Below are 20,352 nucleotides of genomic sequence, written 5' to 3' on the forward strand. Positions count from 1 at the left end.
CATTACGCCGCGACGAATACCGCCAAGCTCACCGGCACAATTGTCAGGAACACGATGGCGATGCAGAACAACGTCCACACCTGCTTCTTCGACTTGCCGTACATAAAGCTGGCGAAGCTGCCGCCGAAGAACAGAAATCCCGTGAATACGCTCGCCATGGTGATCAATACGGTCGTGTTATCCATCGTTGTTCTCTTTCTTCGTAGCACCCACTTTTTTCTTTGTGACGCCCATTTCTCCGTCGCCACCATCGTCGAGTACACCGGCCAATGGATCATGGCCAGCGTGTGCATCGCGTACCGGGTCGGGGATCCGTCCCATGATCTGTCGGATCACCAGCACCGCCATGTACACCAGCAGCGCCAGTCGCAGCACGGTCACGCTATCGACCAGCCAATTGGGTGCTGCTTGGTTGGAGGGTAGGAATTGCCACATGCGCAGGTACCAGTAGACGGCCTCCAGAGCCGCCCAGCCAAAGACGAGTCGCCAGCGGGGGAGTGCCAGCACCAGCAACGGCACGAGCCAGATGGAGTACTGGGGGCTCCACACTTTATTAGTAATCATGAAGGCCAAGGTGGCCAGGAATGCTACCTGAGCTACTCGCGGGGTTCGCGGCGCGGCGAAAATGACTAGCCATGCCAGTGCTAGCAACACGAGGAGAAGCAGTACGCCGGTCAGCAGGTTCAGCGCATCAGCGCCTTCAACAGACTTCGAGGGGGACACGCCGTTCCAGGCGTCATTACCCATGATGTGTGCAATGACGGCATAGATGGTCGAGCCTTCCCAGCCGCGTTCAGAGTTCAGTCGGAAGAACTCAGACCAGCCTGTCGGCGCGAGGAGGATGATCGGCAGGTTCACAGCGATCCAACTGCCGAGGGTTCCGCCGACTAGCTTGGCCAATGGACCCCAGGCGCGCTGGCGCAGGCAGAGCAGGATCAACGCTCCGCCGATGAAGGCAGGCCACAGCTTCAGAGCCACGCCCACGCCGGTAGCCACACCCGCCCAGCCGGGGCGGCGGTTGGCCCAGAAGCTAAAGATAGCGACAGCGGCGGCGCAGGCCAGCAAGTCGAAGTTCGTGAATGCGTGGACGATGACCAGGGGAGAGGCGGCCATCAGCAGGGTGTCCCATACCCGGTTGCCGGTCAGCTTCGTCATGAGACCGGTCGCGACCATCCAAAAGAGGCCTAGGAAGAATGCGTTAACGCCGAAGTAGATCGCTGCAGAATCAGCCGTCGGCAAGGGGAGGAAGTCCCACACCACGCCTACCGGCTGGGCGATAACCGCCACGAGCCACTGGTACAAACCGGTAAGCACCGGGTATTCCATGTACCTGGTGGCGCCGTCACCGTCAGTAAAAGAAGTTAAATAGGGGAAGTCGAGTGTATCCAGCCCGTGACTGCCGAATAGCGAAATCGTGTCGGAGTAGCAGGCGGAGGTGAATTGGCGCTTCCCGGACCAGTCAATATAGGGGAGACCCTCAGGGTCAAAAGCTGTGCGGAGGCACTGGGCCTTCTGTAGCCATCCAAATGCCAGGAAGGTGGCAGCGGTGGCCAGAAGTACGCGTAGGGGAGTCCACCACCGGGCCCGCCCGATGAGGGCATGGGCGCCGGGTGGTCCGCCGATGAAGCGGATGAAGCCCTGCGCCATCGGCTCGGTGCGGGAGGGCAGTACTCGCTGCTCGGCGGTCATTTTTCTATTGGTTGAGGAATCCATCGATCAGGTCTTGTAGATCGTTGTTCGCCGGCGGGTTACCGCCCCGCGGGGCGGGTTGGCGCGGTGCCGGCTGCGGCGACTGGGGGGAAGGGGGCGCGGCTGGTGCAGGGGATTCTGGCTCCGTCTGTGCTTCGCCCTCGGTTCCGGCCCCAGCGGCCGCGCCAGCGCCAGCGTCAGCGCCAGTGTCAGCGCCACCGCCACCGCTGTAGGCACCGGAGCTGCCTGACGAGGCAGCTGCTCCGGTACCAAACTGCTCGATCTCGGAATCTGCCAGCTGGCGATCCAGCACACCCTTCCAAATCTGGGCGGGCAAGCCGGAACCGTACATAATGCCGCCGTAGCTGTTGTGAATTGGCTTGCCGTCGGCAGTACCAACCCACACTGCGGTGGAGAGCTGCGGGGTGGAGCCCAGCATCCAGGCATCCTTGTTCTCGCCCGTGTCACCCAGCTGCGCGGTACCAGTCTTGGCTGCAGATGGGCGACCACCGGCCAGCACGTTGCCATTGGAGTAGGCGGCGATGGGCTGCATCGCCTGGATCACTCCGTTGGCAACTTCCTCGGAGACTACGCGGTCGCCGTCGTCTTTAGTGTTATCCAGCAGGACATCACCGTTGGAGTTCTCCACCTTCTGTACAAAGTGCGGACGGTGGTAGACGCCGCCGTTGGTCATGGTCGCCAGGGCGGTGGCCATATCCAGCGGGCTGGACTGGTACATGCCCAGGGTAATGCCATCGGCGGGCTTGCCGTTCTTCTCCTGGAGCGTCTTGCCCACGCCCGGTAGCTCCTCTGCCACGCCCAGGCGGTGCGCCATATCGGCCACATCTTGCGGGCCGCCCTTCAGCGATTGCGTCAGACGGATGAAGCTGGTATTCAGCGACTGCTTTAGCGCCTCGGCGATGGAACAGGTGCCACAGCTGGCGCCACCAACGTTTGTCACCTGCGCATCACCGGTCATGACAGGGGAGGAGTCGAATTGGTCGTAGATGCTGCCGCCCTGGTCGAGGTATGCGGCCAGCGTGAAGATCTTAAACGTCGAACCAGTCTGTAGACCTGCACCGGCGAAGTCGAAACCGACTGGGTCATCGCCGCCGTACCAGGAGCGCACTCCACCGGTCTTCGGATCCACCGAAACAACGGCGGTGCGTAGGCCCTTCTGTTGGCCTTCCATCTTCTTGTGGATTTCATCCACTGCTTCGGCTTGCATCTTCGGGTCGATGGTGGTGGTGATCTTCAGACCACCCGTGTTCACCTGCTCCTCGGTGATGCCGGCCTGCTCAAGCTCTTCAATAACCTTCGTCTTGATCAGCCCGTTGGTACCCGCGGCCTGAGTGCTCTCGGCGGTCTCCGCCGGATCCTTTACCTTCGGGTAAACGGCGTTCTTACGGTCGGCCTCCTTCATCGCACCAATGCCCACCATGCCGTCGAGCACATAGTTCCAGCGCGATTCGGCGCGTTCACGGTTCGTCCATGGATCCAGTCCAGAAGGTGCCTGAATAGTTGCAGCCAGCACCGCGCCTTCCTCCGGGCTGAGCTCCTTGACGTCCTTATCAAAGTAAGCATGCGCCGCTGCGCTAATGCCATAGGCATTGCGCCCGAAGTAAATGGTGTTCAGGTAGGCCTCGAGGATCTCGTCCTTCGACCATTCGCGAGCCATCTTTGCGGAAATCACCAGCTCCTTCGCCTTTCGGCTCAAGCTGAACTCGTCACCCACCAGCGCGTTCTTCACATACTGCTGGGTGATCGTCGAACCGCCACCTGCGCCATCGCGGCCCAGCACCTGGCCGACAGCTGCACGGGCAAAGCCGGAAACTGAGAAACCAGGGTTGCTGTAGAACTCGCGGTCCTCAGCAGCTAGAACGGCCTGGCGCACTGCCATTGGCACTTCGTCCAGTTTCACGTTCTGGCGGTTGCCCTCCGGCGGCACGATGCGCGCCAGCTCAGTGTTGTTATCACTCGCCATGATGTAGGAGATCTGGTTGTTCACCAGCTCTTCCGGCTCTGGCACCTTCGTCACCGAATAGGCCGTAAAGAAGGCCACCAGCGGCACGATAATCATGACCGCCATCACGGCAGCCAACCCTGCAAAAAAGTTGCGCAGGGTTCGCTTGTCGCGCCAACTGCGCTTCTTACGTGTTCTTGCCTTTAGCTTTCCTTCGCCCACGGAGCGGCTCCCATCCTTCTTCATCCGAGTCTGCGGACCATTCTTCTTCAGTCCGTTTCTTTGCGGACCGTTCTTTTGGGGCCTCTTGTTTTGTGACGCCACCGCGCCAGCAGCAGCTCGACGCTTGCCCGGCTGTGCACTGCGATTCTGCCCCGGCTTACGCGCGCCCGGCCTACCCGGCTGGCCTGCCTGGCTGACCCTGCTTCTCTGCCCGACCCGGTGCTGTCCAGACTTACCTGGCTGGCCCTGTCCGGCACGCCGCTGACCCGGTCTACCAGGCCTACCCGGCTGACCCGACCGACTTGGCTGGCCCTGTCCGGCGCGGCGCTGACCAGGCGCACCGCCTTGTGCAGCTTTGCGGGAACCCGGCTTGCCGCCCTTAGCGGCCCGGTGCTGGTTCAACCGGCCTGGCTGTCCAGACTTACCTGGCTGCCCCTGCCCGGCACGGCGCTGCCCCGGCTTGCCCGGTTGCCCCGGCTTCCGCTGTCCACTCCGGCCGTTGCTGGAGCGGCCACTACCGGAATTACCGGCACCACCGCGGGAGTAAGGGTTCTTGGACGGCTTGTCGCTACTCAACTAGACGAGTCTCCTGATTATCGATCGTGATTCCGATCAGCTCTTCTCGGATCAAGTGATTCCATCTACACTTCATGCACACTTCAACGGTGTGTATCGAAAACTCAGCATTCTGCTGTTTATCCACGAGTGTCTCAATCACACCATTGATCTCTCTTACACTACGCGCTGTACCCGACTTTTCACCTAATACAGTGCCGTGAATCCACTGCGTTTCCTTTAAATAAGGCTTTCCACACACCGGACACGGGCGATCAACTGCCCGTCCTAGAACCTCCGCGGAGGATAGGAGCCGCGGGGTGGCGTCACCAATAAAGCGCTCGACCGCACGCACCTCGGATAGGGCGCGACGGCGATCGAGTGACCTATCAATAACCCTTCGCGAAATCGACACACCCATATTGTAAACACGCTCCGGGCAACCCCTTCTCCCCGTAGCTTGATCGATAAACCGGGCTAGCTTGATCGGTTAACCTGCCGATGAAGAGCAGTTTTCCGCGGCTCTCGCCCTACGGTTGTCCGCATGACTACGAATACTTGCAACATCGCTATCGTGGGGCTCGGTAACTGCGCGACCTCGCTGATTCAGGGAATCCACCTTTATTCTGACGCCGATGCGTCCCAGGACGTCCCAGGTCTTATGCACACCAAGTTCGGCCCCTACTCGGTGGGCGACGTGCGCGTGACCGCTGCCTTCGACGTAGACGCGGACAAGGTTGGCAAAGACGTGTCCGAGGCGATCTACGCAGGCATGAACTGCACCATCAAGATCGCCGATGTCCCGCACACCGGCGTGACCGTCCAGCGTGGCCACACGTTTGATGGCCTCGGCCGCCACTACCAGGAGAGCATCACCGAATCCGACGCAGAACCCGTCGACGTGCCGCAAGCCCTGCGGGACGCGAACGTGGACGTGCTGGTCAGCTACCTGCCGGTCGGTTCTGAAGAGGCCGACCGCTTCTACGCACAGTGCGCCATCGACGCAGGCTGTGCCTTTGTGAACGCCCTTCCGGTCTTTATCGCCTCCGATCCGGAGTGGGCGGAGAAGTTCCGCGCCGCTGGCCTACCGATCGTTGGCGACGACATCAAGTCCCAGGTCGGCGCTACTATCACCCACCGTGTGCTGGCACGTTTGTTCGAGGAGCGCGGCGTGCGCCTGGAGCGCACCATGCAGCTGAACGTCGGCGGCAACATGGACTTTAAGAACATGCTGGATCGTGATCGCCTGGAGTCCAAGAAGATCTCCAAGACCCAGGCCGTCACGTCCAACCTGCAGGAAGGCCCGCTGGCCGGCAAGGTACACGACCGGAACGTCCACATCGGCCCCTCGGACTACGTGGAGTGGCTGGACGATCGCAAGTGGGCCTATGTCCGCCTCGAGGGCTCCGCATTCGGCGAGGTTCCACTGAACCTGGAGTACAAACTGGAGGTCTGGGACTCTCCGAACTCCGCGGGCATCATCATCGACGCTGTGCGCGCCGCCAAGATCGCGCTGGATAGGGGAGTGGCCGGCCCGGTCGACGCTGCCTCTAGCTACCTAATGAAGTCTCCGCCCGTACAGCTGCCGGACGATGTCGCCCGCGCGCAGCTGGAAGAGTTCATTAACGGGGCATAGCACCTTTACCTTGTCCCGGCGCAACAACCCTGTGCACCCTGCGCCCCTGTACCCCTGTACCCCACCCAAGGCGGTGGGGTAATTCGTTTCGATGCACAGCTCCGCAACAGCGAACGTCACCGCTATTCACCGCTTTCAGATGGGGGCAAAACCTCCGTGTCCAGCGCCCTGCTTGTGCATTTACAACCAAAACTGTTGTATTTTAGTACCTATGGCTTCCACACCCTTAGAAATCGCCAAAGAATTGCGCCTCCCTCTGACGCGGCTGTACCTGCTGTACTTCCGCCAGACAGAGAACTCGCACATCAGTATGGCGCAACTTTCCATCCTCATGATCCTCGAGGAAAACGGCCCGATGCGCATCAGCCAAATCGCGGCCACCGAGACGATCCGGATGCCCACCGCCTCTAACGCTGTTAACCAGCTAGAGACAATGGACCTGGTCACTCGCGTACGCGACACCTCCGACCGCCGCGGCGTCAGCGTCACCCTGACCGATAAGGGACGCGAAGAGCTGCGTCGCCTTTCCGAAGAACGCGCCGAGCAGCTCTCCAGCATGCTGGCTAGCCTCAGCGATGAAGAACTCAAGGAAGTAGCGAAGGCCACCCCAGTTATCGAACTGGTGCTACGTCGCTACACTGAGGCTATAGAGGCAAAGCTGAACAACGACCAGCACTAGAAGCTGGAGCTAGCGAGCAAACTTCCTTGAGCAACACCCCTAAGTCCCACGATCCCCTCCGCCTGCTCCTTACGTGGCGTCCGGAATCTGCCGGTGACGAAGCCGCGCAGGTCGCAGCCTGGCTCGGCCGCACGGAAACTGTGGCAGTGCGCACTGCAACCGTCATTTCGCGTTCCTGGACCGCACAGCCCGAGCTGGAGTTCGATAACTACTCACAGTGGATCGAAAAGGAATCAAAGGCAGTCTCCTCCGCCGCGCAGAAGGCTCTTGACCTGGCCAAATTGCCGGATTCTATGCTGGACGCCGACGAGCCCTCCTCCGTCACTGTCGATCACTCGGAGACGAAGGCTCTTATCGACGCCGCCACCGAGTTCAACGCCGACATGATGATCTTGGGCTCCCATCCTGCCGCGCCGCATTCTCGCTTTAGAATCGGCTCGACGGCGGATGCTTTGCTGCATTACGCTCCGCTGCCTTTACTATTGGCTCCGCGGACGCCGAAGTTGTCGAAACGTGGCGTCACCAGGGTCAATTGCTGTTACATCGACACCGATCAGTCGCATGAGGCCCTGCGTCGCGCCGCCGATCTGGCGCACCGGTGGAATGTACCGCTGCGGCTGGTGGCGTTTAGCCCACGCGGGGCAACGATGTACCCGACGGAGACGGAATTTATCGATAACTCCGACATGATGGTCGAATGGCGCGAGCAGGCGCTGGCACTACTGGATCGCGGGCGTGACCGCGCGCTGAACCGGCACGGCGACCTGACTGTGCAGATGGAAGTCGGTAGCGGCTATGGCTGGTCCGGCGCGATCAATGCCCTGAAGTGGAAGAAGGGCGATCTGCTGGTCATGGGGTCCAGCACATTGGGTGGTTTCCACCGCGTGTTCATCGGCCCGTCGACAAACCAGATTCTGCGCCACAGTCCGGTACCGGTGCTGCTGAGCACGGTCTAAGCCTTAGGCCATTACCCGGCGTGTAGATTTGAGGGCATTATGAGCACTGATGGTTTGAACGATAGCCCCTCACCTGCTGATAAACCGAGCCCTGACGCCGATCCTCGTGCGAACGACCTGGATTTTCCGGGTGAGTTCTCCGACCTTGATCGTCCCGGCGCGCCCTCGGAGCTCGACTACGAAGCCGACCCTTTGCTCCGCCTGGAGCGCAACAATAAGTCCACCCGCCAAGCGATACGGTTCTTCATCGGCGTGATTGTGTCGACCACGCTATCCGCCATTTTGATTTGGGTGGCCTCGAAGGCCGTTGGCGGGCCGTACTGCGAGGCTGATTCCTCCGCTCAGCTGTGTAGCCGCACGTTCCAGCTGCTCTTCGCTATCGTTCCTACCTCGCTGGCGTTTTTCGGCCTGTTCGGCTCGGCCTTTATCACCTATTACAAGTGGAAGAAGCACCAGCGCTGGCGCCCATGGGTGGCGGTGATCTGGTTCATTATGCCGTTCTGCATGGCTTGGATCACGTCAGTTGGCGCCTACCTGATCCTCGACCACAACCTCTAAAAGACGCCGCCGCGCGCTACTTTGCGACGACGTTCACCATCTTGCCCGGCACGACGATGATCTTCGCCACCGTCTTACCCTCGATGTGCGCTGCCACGTTCGGCTCTTCCAGCGCAGCGGCCTCAATGTCCTCTCGCGAAGCATCCGCTGCCACGTTAATACGGCCACGTAGCTTGCCCATCACCTGCACGGGCAGCTCGATGGTGTCATCCACCAGCCACTTCTCGTCCCACTCCGGGAAGGGAACGTAAGTGATGCCATCGGCGTGCCCGAGCACCTCCCACATCTCCTCGGCAATGTGCGGAGCCACCGGTGCAAGCATCTGCACTAGCGGTTCCACGGCCGCACGCGGAGTCTGGCCCGTGGAGTACGTCTTCGTCAGGTAATTCACGTACTCGATCAGTTTCGCGACGGCTGTGTTGTCGCGCAGCTCTGCATAGTTCTCGTGAACGCCCTGGACGGTCCTATGCAGGGCCTTTAGGTCTTCATCCGTGAGGGCGTCATCGCTCACAGAGCACTCACCCGTGTTCTCATCGACGGCGAGGCGCCACGCGCGCTGCAGGAATCGCTGCGCGCCCACAACGTCCTTCGTCGCCCACGGTCGCGACGTGTCGAGAGGCCCCATCGCCATCTCGTACACGCGCAGGGTGTCCGCACCGTAGTCGTCGCAGATCTCGTCGGGCGAGACCGCGTTCTTGAGGGACTTGCCCATCTTGCCGTATTCCTGGAATACCTCTTCTTCCTTGTCGACGCCCTCAGCGTCATCGGCTGTGCGAACCCAGAAGAACTTACCGTCGCGCTCGGTGACCTCTTCTGCAGGTACGTATACGCCACGGGAATCCGTGTAAGCATAAGCCTGGATATAGCCCTGGTTGTACAGGCGGTAGTAGGGCTCGAAGCTGGAGACAACACCCAGGTCAAAGAGCACCTTGTGCCAGAAACGGGCATACAGCAGGTGCAGCACGGCGTGTTCCACGCCGCCCACGTACAGATCCACACCGCCAGAGGGGCGACCTTCGCGCGGGCCAACCCAGTAGCGTTCATTTTCGATGTCTACCAGGGCATTGTCGTTATTCGGGTCGATGTAGCGCAGCTGGTACCACGAGGAACCTGCCCACTGCGGCATGACGTTCGTGTCCCGGTAGTAGGTTTTCTCGCCGTCGCCGAGATCCAGGGTGACCTCAACCCACTCCTTAGCCTTGGCCAGTGGGGGCTGCGGTGCAGAGTCTTTGTCTTCCGGATCAAAGCTGACGGGCTTGTAGTCCTCTACTTCCGGCAGTTCGACGGGAAGCATCTCCTCCGGCAGGGCGTGCGCCACACCGTTCTCGTCATAAACGATGGGGAAGGGTTCACCCCAGTAGCGCTGACGGGCGAACAGCCAGTCCCGCAGCTTGTACTGGATCTTGCCACTGCCGGTGCTCTTGGCTTCCAGCCATTCAATGGCCTTGTCGATGGCCTCGGCCTTACCCAGTCCATTGAGCTCCAGGCCATCGGAGTTGTTGGAGTTGATGTGCGGACCGTCTTCGGTGAACGCCTCCGTCATTTCGGCTCCGTCCCCGGCCTCAGAGCCAGCTTCAGCGCCCTCAGCGGACAGCACCGGCACAATTGGCAGCCCGAACTCGGTGGCGAACTCAAAGTCGCGCGTGTCATGCGCCGGCACGGCCATGATCGCGCCGGTGCCGTAGCCCGTCAGCACATAGTCAGCGATGAAGACTGGCACCTGTGCACCATTGACTGGATTGGTGGCATAAACGCCCAGGAAAACGCCGGTCTTTTCCTTATTCTCCTGACGCTCCAGATCGGACTTGGCGGCGATTGCCGCACGGTATGCCTCCACTGCAGCAGTCGGGTTCGCCTGCCCATAGGTCCACCGTGGGTCAACATCCGCGTAGGCGTCATCACCCGCAGAAGAACCAGCCTGCGCGACGAGAGTATCGACCAGCTCGTGTTCCGGAGCCAGCACCATATACGTCGCACCGAAGAGCGTGTCCGGGCGGGTGGTGAAGACATCAATGTCTTGGCCGAGGCAGTCAAATGTAACCTCCGCACCACGGGAACGGCCGATCCAATTGCGCTGCATCGACTTCACCTTCTCCGGCCAGTCGAGGTACTCAAGATCGTCGATCAGCCGGTCGGAGTACGCGGTGATGCGCATCATCCACTGCTGTAGGTTTTTGCGGAAGACCGGGAAGTTTCCGCGCTCGGAGCGCCCCTCCGCCGTAACTTCTTCGTTGGCCAGTACTGTGCCCAGGCCGGGGCACCAGTTCACCGTGGAGTTGGAACGGTAGACCAGGCGGTGGCTATCCAGGATCTCCTGCTTCTCGGCGGCGCTGAGCTCCGCCCAGTCGGCACGCTCGGCGGCCAGCTTCTCTTCCAGCTCGGCGATGGGGCGGGCCTTACCCAGGGTGCCGTTGGCGTTCTTGGACTCCGGGTCGAACCAGGAGTTGTAAATCTGCAGGAAAATCCACTGAGTCCAGCGGTAGTAGTCGGTATCCGTGGTGGCGAAACTGCGGCGCTTGTCGTGTCCCAGACCCAGGCGACCCAGCTGGCGTTCCATGTTGGAGATATTCGCCATGGTGGTGGTGCGCGGGTGGGTGCCCGTCTGCACGGCATATTGTTCGGCAGGCAGGCCAAACGCATCATAACCCAGCGTATGCAGGACATTTGCGCCCTTCATGCGGTGGAATCGCGCGAACACGTCCGTGCCAATGTAGCCCAGCGGGTGGCCAACGTGCAGGCCCACACCGGAGGGGTAGGGGAACATGTCCTGGATGAACTTGCGATCCTCCGGCAGCTCCGTGCCCGGCTCGGCTAGGTCGCCCGTGGGGTTCGGGGCGTTAAACGTGCCGCTATCGGCCCAGTGCTTCTGCCACTTGGCCTCGATCTTGGCCGCGAGGTCAGGCGTATAGCGGTAGGAATTGTCTGCAGTGCTGCCGTTCGTCATGGTTAAACAGTCTAGTAGGTCGCCCGGACAGGGCAGGTTATTGCGTTTGGCTTGTTGGCCACCTGCGGTAATAGACTGTTTTCCATGATCGTCTTGACCGTCGTGTTGGTATTAATGGGGCTGGCTTTCTTCGTCGCGGGGCTGCTGGGAGCAATGGGGAAGCTGCCGGGGAATCCAGTGGTTGGCCTGCGAGTTCCGGAGGTGCGTAAGTCCGAGGAACTCTGGATCACCGCACACAAAATCGTCGGCCCGGCTTGGATGGGCGCGGGTGCGGCATTCCTGGGCGCGGCGCTGATCACCTTGAAGGTGAGCGGCTGGATGTGGTTGGTCTTCGCATTGTTGCTGATCGGTGCCGTATTTTTGATCGGCCTCGGCTCTGCTCTGGGCGCCCACACCGTCGCACGCCTGGATGCCCGTGCCTCTCAGCTCGAGGCCGCCGATTCTTCCTGTTGCTCTAGCGGTGACGCCACCTCGGACTCCTGCTGCTCCGGTTCCAGCGAGGCCGCCGGCGCTTCCGACTCCGCTGGCGCTTGCTGTTCCGACGACTCTGGCGTTGGCGCAGACCAGAGTGCTGGCATTAGCGCTGGTCAGGCTACGGGCTCCGGCGCCAAGGCCGGCACGGTGAGCGCGGAGGCGTGCGCAAACGGCAAGGCCTGCGGCAGCTGCTCGCTGAATGGCTCCTGCGAAGGCGGCGGCGTGGACTGGGAGGCCGCCCAGCGGGCCGCCTCGGCGCAAGACTCCGCGCAGAACCCGGCACAGGCCTAGTCCAGCACCCCCTAGCCCAAGTACTGTTAGCCCAGCACGGGCCTCGCCCAGTACCGCCTCGCCCTGAGGCTCAAGTCCCAAGCCCCCGACTCCGTCGGGGGCTTGGTTTCTGTCTGCCTTATCTCGCCTCGCTATCTCTCCGCGAATCCTGCCCGCATTGGGGCTCCTAAAGGGTCAATGTCCCAAATCTACGAGTTATTGAAAGAAGCGGGTTTGAAGCTAAAAATGGCGGTCCTCTGACCTGCGAAAATAGAATAGTTATATTCTAAGACGTGGAATTTGGGACATTCACCCCTCCAGCCGGGCATCCAGCCAGCCATCGGCATCCCAAAACTACCCAGACTTCAGCCCGTCGCCCCAGCACCACTGCACCCATCAACCCAGCACCACTGCACCCGTCGCCGCGGCTCCACCACGTCCGCTGCCGCAGCTCCGCCGCCCCAGCTAACCCAGTATTCTCCAGTATTCTGGGGAACCATGAGAGACAGCAACGCCACCGTCGTCGTATCAGGCACCACTAACGTAGATACCTTCGTCACCGTCCAAAACTTCCCCCTACCAGGGGAAACTACCATTGCAAAACCCGGCATAGAGGGTCTCGGCGGAAAGGGCGCTAATCAGGCGGCAGCGTGCGCACATATGGGCGTCAATACCGTTCTTTTGTCTGCGGTAGGCAACGACCCACAGGGCGAGCTGGCCCTGCAACAGCTGCGCGAACACGGTGTGAACACCGACTACTTGGTCACGAGTAGGCAGCCGACGGGGCGCGCATTCATCATGAACGATCCCAGCGGTGAGAACATCATCATCGTCACTTCCGGCGCAAACGAGCTGGTCAGCCCCGCCCAGCAGCGCGAAACTGTCGACGAGCTGCGACGCCAGGGGCCGGTGCCGATCGTCCTGGCGCAAGGCGAGCTCACCCCTGAACACAGTGCGGAACTGCCGAAGTTGGTGGCGAACTCGGACACTCGACTGGTGCTGAACCTCGCGCCGGTAACCACGCGCGATCCCGAACTACTGGCCGCTGCCGACCCACTAGTCCTGAACGAAGGCGAGGCCGCCGCCGTGCTCGACGCCGCCCCCGGAACTCCTGTCGAGGACCTTATCGAAGACCTGCGGGCCACGGCCCGCTCCGTCGTCGTTACTTTGGGGCAGCGTGGTGCGCTGATCTTGGAAAAGGACGCCGAACCGGTGCACATTCCCGCCGTCTACGTCGAACATGTCGTAGACACCACTGGTGCAGGTGATGCCTTCTGCGGCACGCTCGCCGCCGCGCTGGCACAAGGGGAGACCCTCGTGGATGCCTGCACGCTGGGAGCGGCAGCCGGGGCACTGGCCACGCAGAAGCGCGGAGCCGCTGGAAGCTACGCCACTGAAAACGAAATCCGTCGCCTAGGGGATGCTTAAATGACTGCAAATGCCAACTCCGTACGAAAGATCATCCTCGACTGCGATCCTGGCCACGACGACGCCATTGCGATGCTGCTGGCCTGGGGAAACCCAAATCTCGACCTGCTGGCAGTCACCACGGTGGCAGGTAACCAGACGTTAGAAAAGGTCACCAAGAATGCGCTGGCACTGGCGAAAGTCGGCAACATCACCGGCATTCCCTTCGCCGCCGGAGCCGACCGGCCGCTGGTGGCACCGCAGATCATCCCGGAGGAAATTCACGGAGACAGCGGCCTGGACGGCCCCCAGCTACCCGCCCCTGGCGCTGAACGAGACCCGCGCCACGCAGTTAACCTCATTGCGGACATCATCCGGGACAACGAGCCGGGAACTGTCACCATCGTCCCGACAGGAGCTTTGACCAACATCGCCCTGTTCGCCCGCATGTATCCGGAACTGGTTGAACGGGTAGGTGGCGTCACCCTGATGGGCGGAGCGCACCACGCGGGCAACATGACTGCCAGCGCCGAGTTCAACATCCTGGCGGACCCGGAGGCCGCGAAGATCGTGTTCGGCGCGGGTTGGCCTGTGACGATGGTGGGGCTGGACGTCACTCACAAGGTGCTGGCCACCCCCGAGCGGATGGCACAACTGACGAACGTCGGCACTGATGTAGCGACCTTCATCGCAGAACTGGTGGAGTTTTTCGGCGCGGCCTATATGAAGGAGCGGCACTACCCAGGCCCGCCGATGCACGACCCTCTGGCTGTGGCAGCCGTCGCGGATCCGCAGGTCGTACACACTGTACTAGCGCCCATTGACGTAGAGACGCAGGGCCAGTTCACGCGCGGAGCGACTGTCGTGGATCTGCGGCGCACATGGGGCAGCCAGGAAGGTTGTCAGGATCCGACCGCACTGGGCACGGCCGATGATTCTGATGTTTCTAGTTCCGACGCCACCACGGCTCCGTTGCACACACGCGTTGCGGTGGACGTCGACGCGGATCGGTTCTGGGATTTACTGGTCGATGCGCTGCAACGCATCGGCAACACGGACTTTGCATAGTCCTCACACTGCACATGCTGGCGCGGAATGTGAGGAGGTGCTGTGCTTCTTAGCGCAGCCAGCCGAAGGCCAACAGGTAGTTCTCCGTGTCGAGGAGGTCTTCTACGCTGGCCTCATGCCCCAAGACAGTGCGGTAGGCGTTAGCGATATCGCTGGTGGTCGCGGGGATCGTATCGTTCGCGAACAGCTCCATCGCAATACGCTCCTCGGTCTGAACGCCATTGAGCACGTCCAGGCCGGTCCCGGTGGAGCTCGTGAATGCTGTCGAAACCTTGCTGAAGATCTCGTTGAAGGTCATCATTTGGCTCACCTCTTTACTTTCGAATTTGAATGGTGCCTTCGCAATGCGGTGGCTCTTCTGTAGATACCGCATTTGTTACAACGGTTGAATCTACCAACAAATTTCCAAAAGTCCACAATCTTCCGCGATATTGACAGAAAATATACAAACGGCCTGCAAAGTGAAGTAGATCACTTCGCAGGCCGTTTGGCGATAGTCGTGTGTCTGAAGCCGGGGCTCTCAACCCCGGTGTTTTTAGTGGTGGCCAGACATACCTGGGAACAGGTTCCAGCCGAAGTAGTGGTTCAGGGAATCCTTCGCCACCCAGACGATACCCAGCAGGATCACGGCTGCCAGTACCGCGTACACGGTCCAGCCGAGAACCTTCATCTGCGTCGAGGCCTCGGTATCTCCAACGATGACACCGTTATCGTCGCGGATTGGGTCACCGGTCATGCAGCGCATGCCAAGGGAGAACAGAACAGGAATACCAGCGCCGAACAGAAGAGCCAGGGCAGCGACTCGGATGATGGCCTGGAAGATTTCAGGGGCAGTCATTGTTCTTCACACTTTCTGTGTTTTTAGCTTTGGCTCCAACGAGCCAAGGTGGGGCTTGTGTGCCTGTGTGTTGTGGCTACTTGCCGTCGTTGCCTAGGCCAGGGTGCTTGGGGTCTGCAACGACCTCAGCGACAGTGTCAGAAGGGGTGGGGTAACCGGCTCCGACCATCTCCGGATCATGCTCGGTAGTGGGCTGGCGATCGGTGGTCTTGGCAGCGGCTGCGGTGGTACCGGTCTTCATGGAGGAGTCCACAGACTCGGAGTCCGGATCCCAATCGTCGTTAACATTGTTAGCGTCAACCGGGTTCATGCGGGCGCGGATGACGATCGCTGCAGCCATCGCGATCAGCAGGATGAAGTCAACGATCACACCGCCCATGGTGTTGGTCATCTTGGATACGCCGGTGGCGACCCACCAGGACGCGAAGCCAACAAACGCGGCACACGGCAGGGTAATTAGCCATGCAGCGGCCATGCGCATTGCCACGCCCCAGCGGACGTCCGCACCCTTGCGTCCCAGACCGGTACCCAGGATGGAGCCGGTGGAGACGTGAGTGGTGGACAGTGCCATGCCGCCTGCAGCGGAGGTCAGGATGATAGCTGCGGAGCTGGACTCTGCGGCCATACCCTGCGGGGACTCGATCTCGACCAGACCCTTACCCAGGGTGCGGATCACACGCCAGCCGCCGGACAGGGTGCCGGCTGCGATGGCAACTGCACAAGCAATGATGACCCAGGTCGGGATGCGGGCGGCTTCGTCGGCGGAGCCAGCTGCAACCAGCGCCAGGAAGATAACACCCATGGTCTTCTGCGCGTCACCAGCACCGTGCGCGAGGGAGACCAGGCAGGCCGTGACGATCTGTCCGTGGCGGAAGTGCTCGTTCTTCACCTTGTTCGGAATGGTGTTCGTCACCCAGTAGATCATGAAGGTGCCGACAGCGGAGACCATTGCAGCGATGAACGGGGAGGCAACCGCAGGCACGATGATCTTGCCCAGGATGGAGCTCCAGGCCACGCCGCCGGTGCCCAGGGCAGCGAAAGCTGCGCCGATGAGTCCACCGAACAGAGCGTGAGACGAGCTGGAGGGCAGACCCAGCAGCCAGGTAAATAGGTTCCAGAAGATGCCACCGATCAGACCGGTGAACACGACAAGGAGCAGCGCGTCGCCATCCCCGCTATTCGCCAAGTCATAAGAATCAAGGTTGACGATGCCCTTGGCGACTGTGGCGGCAACGTTGACGGACAAGAACGCACCGACCAGGTTTAGGGCAGCGGAAATAGCTACTGCAGTGAAGGGCTTCAGGGCACCGGTAGCGATGGACGTAGCCATCGCGTTAGCGGTGTCGTGGAAGCCATTGGTGAAGTCAAAAGCTAGTGCGGTGAGCACTACGATGACCATGATGATGAGCGTCGTTGTCACGACAGTGACCCCTTAAACATTAAGTTACTGCTATTAATGGCGATGAGATCGGAATAAGTTGGTCGCAGGCCACTCGCGTGGTTCCTGTAGTTTTCCGACAGTGAGTTAAGCTACTCCGCCCCTAAAGCCTCAACAACATTGCGGATCTTAACCCCTTCCTAGCACCAGCGACCCCCCCAGGTATCAGACATAACTGCTGGTCAAGATGATTCTATGGGCTTCATTTCGCCCCCAACGCGTCCTCAATCGACTACCTCTTTATCAATTTGTCCAACAATATTCACTCACGCGACGACCTTTATTAATACTCTGTTTACCTTTAGATAAGTGGCAAGCGCCTCAATGGCCAGACCTTATCGTCGCGCTAACTATGCATTACAGTGCTAACTACACGTGCTAGCTACACGTTTTGCAGAAATCTTTAAGCACTCTCGGGGGTTGCCCATGAATTCCACCAATCCGTCCTCTGCCGACCGCGCCCCGGCAGACGCGCCCGGCGCGACCACTGGCAAAACTGGCACTGGCACTGCCGTCTCGCCCGACCCGATAGATTCCCGCCCTGGCGGAATCGGCCTGCTGATGACTGTGCTCATCACCGCGGCAATCGCTTTCCAGCTCAATGCTTCCATGCTCTCCCCGGTGCTAGCGACTATGGCCCGCGAGCTAAATACAGATGAAGCCGCCACCGGCCTCACCCAAACCGCGTTCTTCACCGGCGGCGCGATGTGTGGCCTATTCCTACCGCGCCTGTCGGATATCGTCGGCCGCCGCAAAATCCTCGTCATCATGCTCGGCGTAATGTCCCTCGGCGGACTCATCGCCGCGCTGGCACCCAATATCGGCGTGCTGATGGTTGCCCGTGCCATGCAGGGCATCGCCGGCCCGACAATTCCCATGACCCTCATCATCTTGCGCAGCCAGGTGAAGGAAGAGGTGCGCCTCGGCACCCTCATGGGTCTGCTGGCAGCCATCAATGGTGGCGTAGCGGGCATCGACGTTATCCTCGCCGGCTGGCTGGCAGAAAACTACGGCTTCCGCTCTGTATTCTGGCTCATCGCCATTATTGGCATCATCGCCACCGTCGTTGTCGCATTCGGTGCACCGGAATCTAAGCCTTCGGACAATGTGAAAATGGACTGGGCTGGCGCTGCGCTGCTAGTGATTTCGGTGCTGTGCATCACGCTGGGCGTCAACGAGGCCGGCAAGGCCGGGGAGGCAAACTGGCTGTACGTCATTGCCATGCTGATCATCGGCCCCGCGGTATTCCTGGGCTTCTGGAAATACGAAGGCCGCCACTCGCAGCCGTTGGTCGCCCCGAAGTACCTGGCCCGCCGCCACACATGGGCGCTGCTGGCCACTACCGTGCTGACAATGACCGGCGTGTTCGCCGCAGTCAACGGTGTAGCAATCTCTCTGGCACAGAACCCAGATGCAGGTTTCGGCCTGGAGGCCGACAAGGCCTCGCTGTGGCTGCTGACCCCCTACGCCCTCGTCGGCTGGGCAGTAGGCCCCTTCGCAGGCCGTTGGGCGCCAAGGGTGGGCTATGGACGGCTGATCATCATCGCCAACATCGCCAGCGCGGTGCTGATGCTGGGGCTCGCATTCGTCGGCGTAAAGTCCCTGGCAGTTCTGGTTATCATCGTCATCCTGCTGGGCGTCACCTACGCGGGTGTCGGAAACATTGTCATCAACAACCTCGGTGTCGTGAACTCACCGAAGGATAACGAGGGCTTCCTGCCCGGCATGAACTCCGCGGGCTTCAACCTCGGCGCCGGCGTATCCTTCGCCATCCTGCCGGTTTTCCAGGTCGCCGGCTCTCCCCAAGGCTCGGACTCCGTAGCGGGCTACACCACGGCGTTTATCGCCGCCGCGGTCATCTTGGGCATCGCTGCGGCTGTAGCATCGCTCATCCCCAAGCAGACTGTCGCGGAGCTCGACCGCGCCATCGTCTAAGCCACACGCCCATTTAGCTGGCACACTCCGCCCCTATCCGGCGCCTGCAACGTTTCTCGACGTTTGCGGTTCGCGGGAATAGGGGCGTCAATAATATAGAGACACATGGCAGAAAAACTTCCGCTGTGGCAGCGCATCATCAATTACCGGCCAGACTTCCTCATTATCCTGATCGTCATCGCGGTCATGGCCGCGGTGATTGTGCCCGTGCGCGGCGAGGCCGCGGATGTCGCAAGTGTCTTGACGAAGATTGCCATCGCCTTCCTATTCTTTCTCTATGGCGCACGGCTTTCCCCACAAGAAGCGCTCAAGGGTCTGCTGCATTGGCGACTGCACCTGCTGATCATGGCGTTCACTTTCGTGGTCTTCCCACTCATCGGCGTAGCCATGATGCCGCTCAAGGGAATTGTCGGAAATGAGCTCTACCTGGGGATTCTCTTCTGTACCCTGGTGCCGTCGACGGTGCAGTCCTCAGTCGCATTCACCAGCATCGCGCGAGGCCACGTCGCCGCCTCGATCGTCGCAGCGAGCGTCTCTAGCCTGCTAGGTGTTCTATTCACACCGCTGCTAGTGCTGTTACTGATGTCTTCTTCGGACGGATTTCATATTGACGCCAGCACTTTCCTGGACATCGGCGTGCAACTGCTGCTGCCTTTTGCCATTGGCCAGCTCTTGCGCAGGTGGGTGTACAAGTTTGCGGCGTCAAAGGCGACGAAAAAGGTGGATCAGATTTCCATCGGCCTGGTGGTGTACGTCAGCTTCTCGGAGGGCATTGTCTCCGGCGTGTGGGGCTCCGTCAGCTGGCTTACCATCGTTGGCTTGGTGGTGGGCTCCATCGCGCTGGTCCACGTGATGCTCGGGATTACCAGCTTCACCTCCCGAAAGTTGGGCTTCGACTATGCAGACCAGGTAGCTATTCAGTTCGCTGGCACCAAGAAGTCCCTGGCCTCCGGGCTACCGATGGCGGCAGTGATGTTCGGGGGAGCAAGCCTTGGCATGATGATCCTGCCGCTGATGATCTTCCACCAGGTGCAGCTTGTGATCTGCTCCATGCGCGCCAGTTCCTATGCCACGCGGTTCCCAGAGGGAGGACAGACCGTCGGCGCACACACCTGGTAAAGCGGCGAACTTCACGGCACAGCTATTCCGGTTTCTGCAGCCGCTTTACATACCCCATGCGCGGACGGAACCCAGCAGGGTGCTTCATCTGCGCCACCGCATCGGCCACAACCAGGCGGAAGCGCGGCTGCATCGGAGGCATTTGCGAGATCGAATACCAGCCAACCTGGGTGGACTCGTCGTCGCCAACCACTGGTTCGTCGTTGAACTCGCCGGTCTCGGGGTCGGGGATGACCGTGCAGCGCACGGTGGTATCCACATAACTCGTCACATCCCCGTTCGGATACTCGATCGGCCCAACTTGCCCCACGCCCAGCAACGCATCGACCTGCACAATTAGACCGGTTTCCTCCCTCACCTCGCGGATCGCCGCAAGATGGGGCTCTTCACGCGGATCAACAATGCCAGTCACGGGCGTCCACTGCCCGTCGTCGGCGCGCTTGACCAGCAGCACCTCTGGCACAGCCCATACTGGTGCATCCTCCGGGACGTCACGGATGACAATGGCCGTCACACCCGGCAGCCACAGCTCATCGTGGCCGATTTTCTTGCGCAGTTCGACGATAAATTCTGGGGTCGGCATGGGCGCTATTCTACGGTG

At 60.7% G+C, this 20,352-nt stretch carries 18 protein-coding genes; 9 read left to right on the top strand and 9 right to left on the bottom strand.

The features are described from left to right. Positions 1 to 2: 2 nt before the first annotated feature. Genes ACUY2T_RS05655 through ACUY2T_RS05670 form a run of 4 tightly spaced genes read right to left on the bottom strand, consistent with a single transcriptional unit; the run spans position 3 to position 4,850 of the window. Positions 3 to 185: a hypothetical protein gene (locus ACUY2T_RS05655; RefSeq protein ID WP_448307877.1), complete on the bottom strand. Its 183-nt coding sequence runs from the start codon at positions 183 to 185 to the stop codon at positions 3 to 5. Next, entirely contained in the window at positions 178 to 1,689 is a 1,512-nt protein-coding gene (locus ACUY2T_RS05660) for a glycosyltransferase family 87 protein (RefSeq protein WP_448307879.1), read from the bottom strand. The genes ACUY2T_RS05655 and ACUY2T_RS05660 overlap by 8 nt, the downstream gene beginning before the upstream one ends. A 4-nt stretch (positions 1,690 to 1,693) precedes the next feature. After that, positions 1,694 to 4,450 carry a transglycosylase domain-containing protein gene (locus ACUY2T_RS05665; protein WP_448307880.1) on the bottom strand — a complete coding sequence of 919 codons (2,757 nt, stop codon included), beginning with the start codon at positions 4,448 to 4,450 and terminating at the stop codon, positions 1,694 to 1,696. Then, positions 4,443 to 4,850: a DUF5318 family protein gene (locus tag ACUY2T_RS05670; protein WP_293792049.1), complete on the bottom strand. Its 408-nt coding sequence runs from the start codon at positions 4,848 to 4,850 to the stop codon at positions 4,443 to 4,445. Before ACUY2T_RS05670 ends, ACUY2T_RS05665 begins: the two co-directional genes overlap by 8 nt. Before the next feature lie 123 nt (positions 4,851 to 4,973). On the opposite strand from ACUY2T_RS05670, the gene ACUY2T_RS05675 reads away from it, so the two are divergent. The 4 genes from ACUY2T_RS05675 (at position 4,974) to ACUY2T_RS05690 (ending at position 8,258) form a co-directional block, all read left to right on the top strand. Next, positions 4,974 to 6,065 carry an inositol-3-phosphate synthase gene (locus ACUY2T_RS05675; RefSeq protein WP_448307882.1) on the top strand — a complete coding sequence of 364 codons (1,092 nt, stop codon included), beginning with the start codon at positions 4,974 to 4,976 and terminating at the stop codon, positions 6,063 to 6,065. Positions 6,066 to 6,276: 211 nt separating this feature from the next. After that, entirely contained in the window at positions 6,277 to 6,744 is a 468-nt protein-coding gene (locus ACUY2T_RS05680) for a MarR family winged helix-turn-helix transcriptional regulator (protein ID WP_448307883.1), read from the top strand. Between the two features lie 26 nt (positions 6,745 to 6,770). Then, complete coding sequence (locus ACUY2T_RS05685) at positions 6,771 to 7,700, top strand: universal stress protein (protein ID WP_448307884.1); 930 nt, start codon at positions 6,771 to 6,773, stop codon at positions 7,698 to 7,700. A gap of 39 nt (positions 7,701 to 7,739) precedes the next feature. Continuing rightward, entirely contained in the window at positions 7,740 to 8,258 is a 519-nt protein-coding gene (locus ACUY2T_RS05690; RefSeq protein ID WP_448307886.1) for a hypothetical protein, read from the top strand. A gap of 16 nt (positions 8,259 to 8,274) precedes the next feature. On the opposite strand, the gene ACUY2T_RS05695 is transcribed toward ACUY2T_RS05690, so the two are convergent. Beyond that, the gene (locus ACUY2T_RS05695) at positions 8,275 to 11,202 is read right to left on the bottom strand and encodes a leucine--tRNA ligase (protein WP_448307887.1); all 2,928 of its coding nucleotides are present in this window, start codon (positions 11,200 to 11,202) and stop codon (positions 8,275 to 8,277) included. 84 nt (positions 11,203 to 11,286) lie between these two features. Between ACUY2T_RS05695 and ACUY2T_RS05700 the strand changes: the two genes are divergently transcribed. The 3 genes from ACUY2T_RS05700 (at position 11,287) to ACUY2T_RS05710 (ending at position 14,421) form a co-directional block, all read left to right on the top strand. Further along, the gene (locus tag ACUY2T_RS05700; protein ID WP_448307888.1) at positions 11,287 to 11,967 is read left to right on the top strand and encodes an SdpI family protein; all 681 of its coding nucleotides are present in this window, start codon (positions 11,287 to 11,289) and stop codon (positions 11,965 to 11,967) included. 477 nt (positions 11,968 to 12,444) lie between these two features. Further along, positions 12,445 to 13,374: a ribokinase gene (locus ACUY2T_RS05705; protein WP_293792060.1), complete on the top strand. Its 930-nt coding sequence runs from the start codon at positions 12,445 to 12,447 to the stop codon at positions 13,372 to 13,374. Beyond that, positions 13,375 to 14,421 (top strand): nucleoside hydrolase, encoded by a 1,047-nt coding sequence (locus ACUY2T_RS05710; RefSeq protein ID WP_448307889.1) that lies wholly within the window; start codon positions 13,375 to 13,377, stop codon positions 14,419 to 14,421. Positions 14,422 to 14,470: 49 nt separating this feature from the next. On the opposite strand, the gene ACUY2T_RS05715 is transcribed toward ACUY2T_RS05710, so the two are convergent. The 3 genes from ACUY2T_RS05715 to ACUY2T_RS05725 form a co-directional block, all read right to left on the bottom strand. Continuing rightward, positions 14,471 to 14,722, bottom strand: a complete 252-nt coding sequence (locus ACUY2T_RS05715) for a hypothetical protein (protein ID WP_293792063.1) — start codon at positions 14,720 to 14,722, stop codon at positions 14,471 to 14,473. A gap of 234 nt (positions 14,723 to 14,956) precedes the next feature. Continuing rightward, complete coding sequence (locus ACUY2T_RS05720; protein WP_293792064.1) at positions 14,957 to 15,259, bottom strand: hypothetical protein; 303 nt, start codon at positions 15,257 to 15,259, stop codon at positions 14,957 to 14,959. Between the two features lie 76 nt (positions 15,260 to 15,335). Further along, entirely contained in the window at positions 15,336 to 16,679 is a 1,344-nt protein-coding gene (locus ACUY2T_RS05725) for an anion permease (RefSeq protein WP_448307890.1), read from the bottom strand. Positions 16,680 to 17,258: 579 nt separating this feature from the next. Between ACUY2T_RS05725 and ACUY2T_RS05730 the strand changes: the two genes are divergently transcribed. Beyond that, the gene (locus ACUY2T_RS05730; protein ID WP_448307972.1) at positions 17,259 to 18,632 is read left to right on the top strand and encodes an MFS transporter; all 1,374 of its coding nucleotides are present in this window, start codon (positions 17,259 to 17,261) and stop codon (positions 18,630 to 18,632) included. A 105-nt stretch (positions 18,633 to 18,737) separates the two neighbouring features. Beyond that, the gene (locus ACUY2T_RS05735) at positions 18,738 to 19,751 is read left to right on the top strand and encodes a bile acid:sodium symporter family protein (RefSeq protein WP_448307891.1); all 1,014 of its coding nucleotides are present in this window, start codon (positions 18,738 to 18,740) and stop codon (positions 19,749 to 19,751) included. A gap of 22 nt (positions 19,752 to 19,773) precedes the next feature. Here the strand turns inward: ACUY2T_RS05735 and ACUY2T_RS05740 are convergent, their stop codons facing one another. After that, complete coding sequence (locus ACUY2T_RS05740; RefSeq protein ID WP_448307892.1) at positions 19,774 to 20,334, bottom strand: NUDIX hydrolase; 561 nt, start codon at positions 20,332 to 20,334, stop codon at positions 19,774 to 19,776. Positions 20,335 to 20,352 lie beyond the last annotated feature (18 nt).

Source organism: Corynebacterium sp. 22-2729 (assembly GCF_053479475.1).

Coding starts and splice junctions, on each gene's coding strand:
- ACUY2T_RS05655 (WP_448307877.1), bottom strand. CDS start 185: ATGGATAACACGACCGTATTGATCACCATGGCGAGCGTATTCACGGGA.
- ACUY2T_RS05660 (WP_448307879.1), bottom strand. CDS start 1,689: ATGACCGCCGAGCAGCGAGTACTGCCCTCCCGCACCGAGCCGATGGCG.
- ACUY2T_RS05670 (WP_293792049.1), bottom strand. CDS start 4,850: ATGGGTGTGTCGATTTCGCGAAGGGTTATTGATAGGTCACTCGATCGC.
- ACUY2T_RS05675 (WP_448307882.1), top strand. CDS start 4,974: ATGACTACGAATACTTGCAACATCGCTATCGTGGGGCTCGGTAACTGC.
- ACUY2T_RS05680 (WP_448307883.1), top strand. CDS start 6,277: ATGGCTTCCACACCCTTAGAAATCGCCAAAGAATTGCGCCTCCCTCTG.
- ACUY2T_RS05690 (WP_448307886.1), top strand. CDS start 7,740: ATGAGCACTGATGGTTTGAACGATAGCCCCTCACCTGCTGATAAACCG.
- ACUY2T_RS05695 (WP_448307887.1), bottom strand. CDS start 11,202: ATGACGAACGGCAGCACTGCAGACAATTCCTACCGCTATACGCCTGAC.
- ACUY2T_RS05700 (WP_448307888.1), top strand. CDS start 11,287: ATGATCGTCTTGACCGTCGTGTTGGTATTAATGGGGCTGGCTTTCTTC.
- ACUY2T_RS05705 (WP_293792060.1), top strand. CDS start 12,445: ATGAGAGACAGCAACGCCACCGTCGTCGTATCAGGCACCACTAACGTA.
- ACUY2T_RS05710 (WP_448307889.1), top strand. CDS start 13,375: ATGACTGCAAATGCCAACTCCGTACGAAAGATCATCCTCGACTGCGAT.
- ACUY2T_RS05715 (WP_293792063.1), bottom strand. CDS start 14,722: ATGATGACCTTCAACGAGATCTTCAGCAAGGTTTCGACAGCATTCACG.
- ACUY2T_RS05720 (WP_293792064.1), bottom strand. CDS start 15,259: ATGACTGCCCCTGAAATCTTCCAGGCCATCATCCGAGTCGCTGCCCTG.
- ACUY2T_RS05730 (WP_448307972.1), top strand. CDS start 17,259: ATGACTGTGCTCATCACCGCGGCAATCGCTTTCCAGCTCAATGCTTCC.
- ACUY2T_RS05735 (WP_448307891.1), top strand. CDS start 18,738: ATGGCAGAAAAACTTCCGCTGTGGCAGCGCATCATCAATTACCGGCCA.
- ACUY2T_RS05740 (WP_448307892.1), bottom strand. CDS start 20,334: ATGCCGACCCCAGAATTTATCGTCGAACTGCGCAAGAAAATCGGCCAC.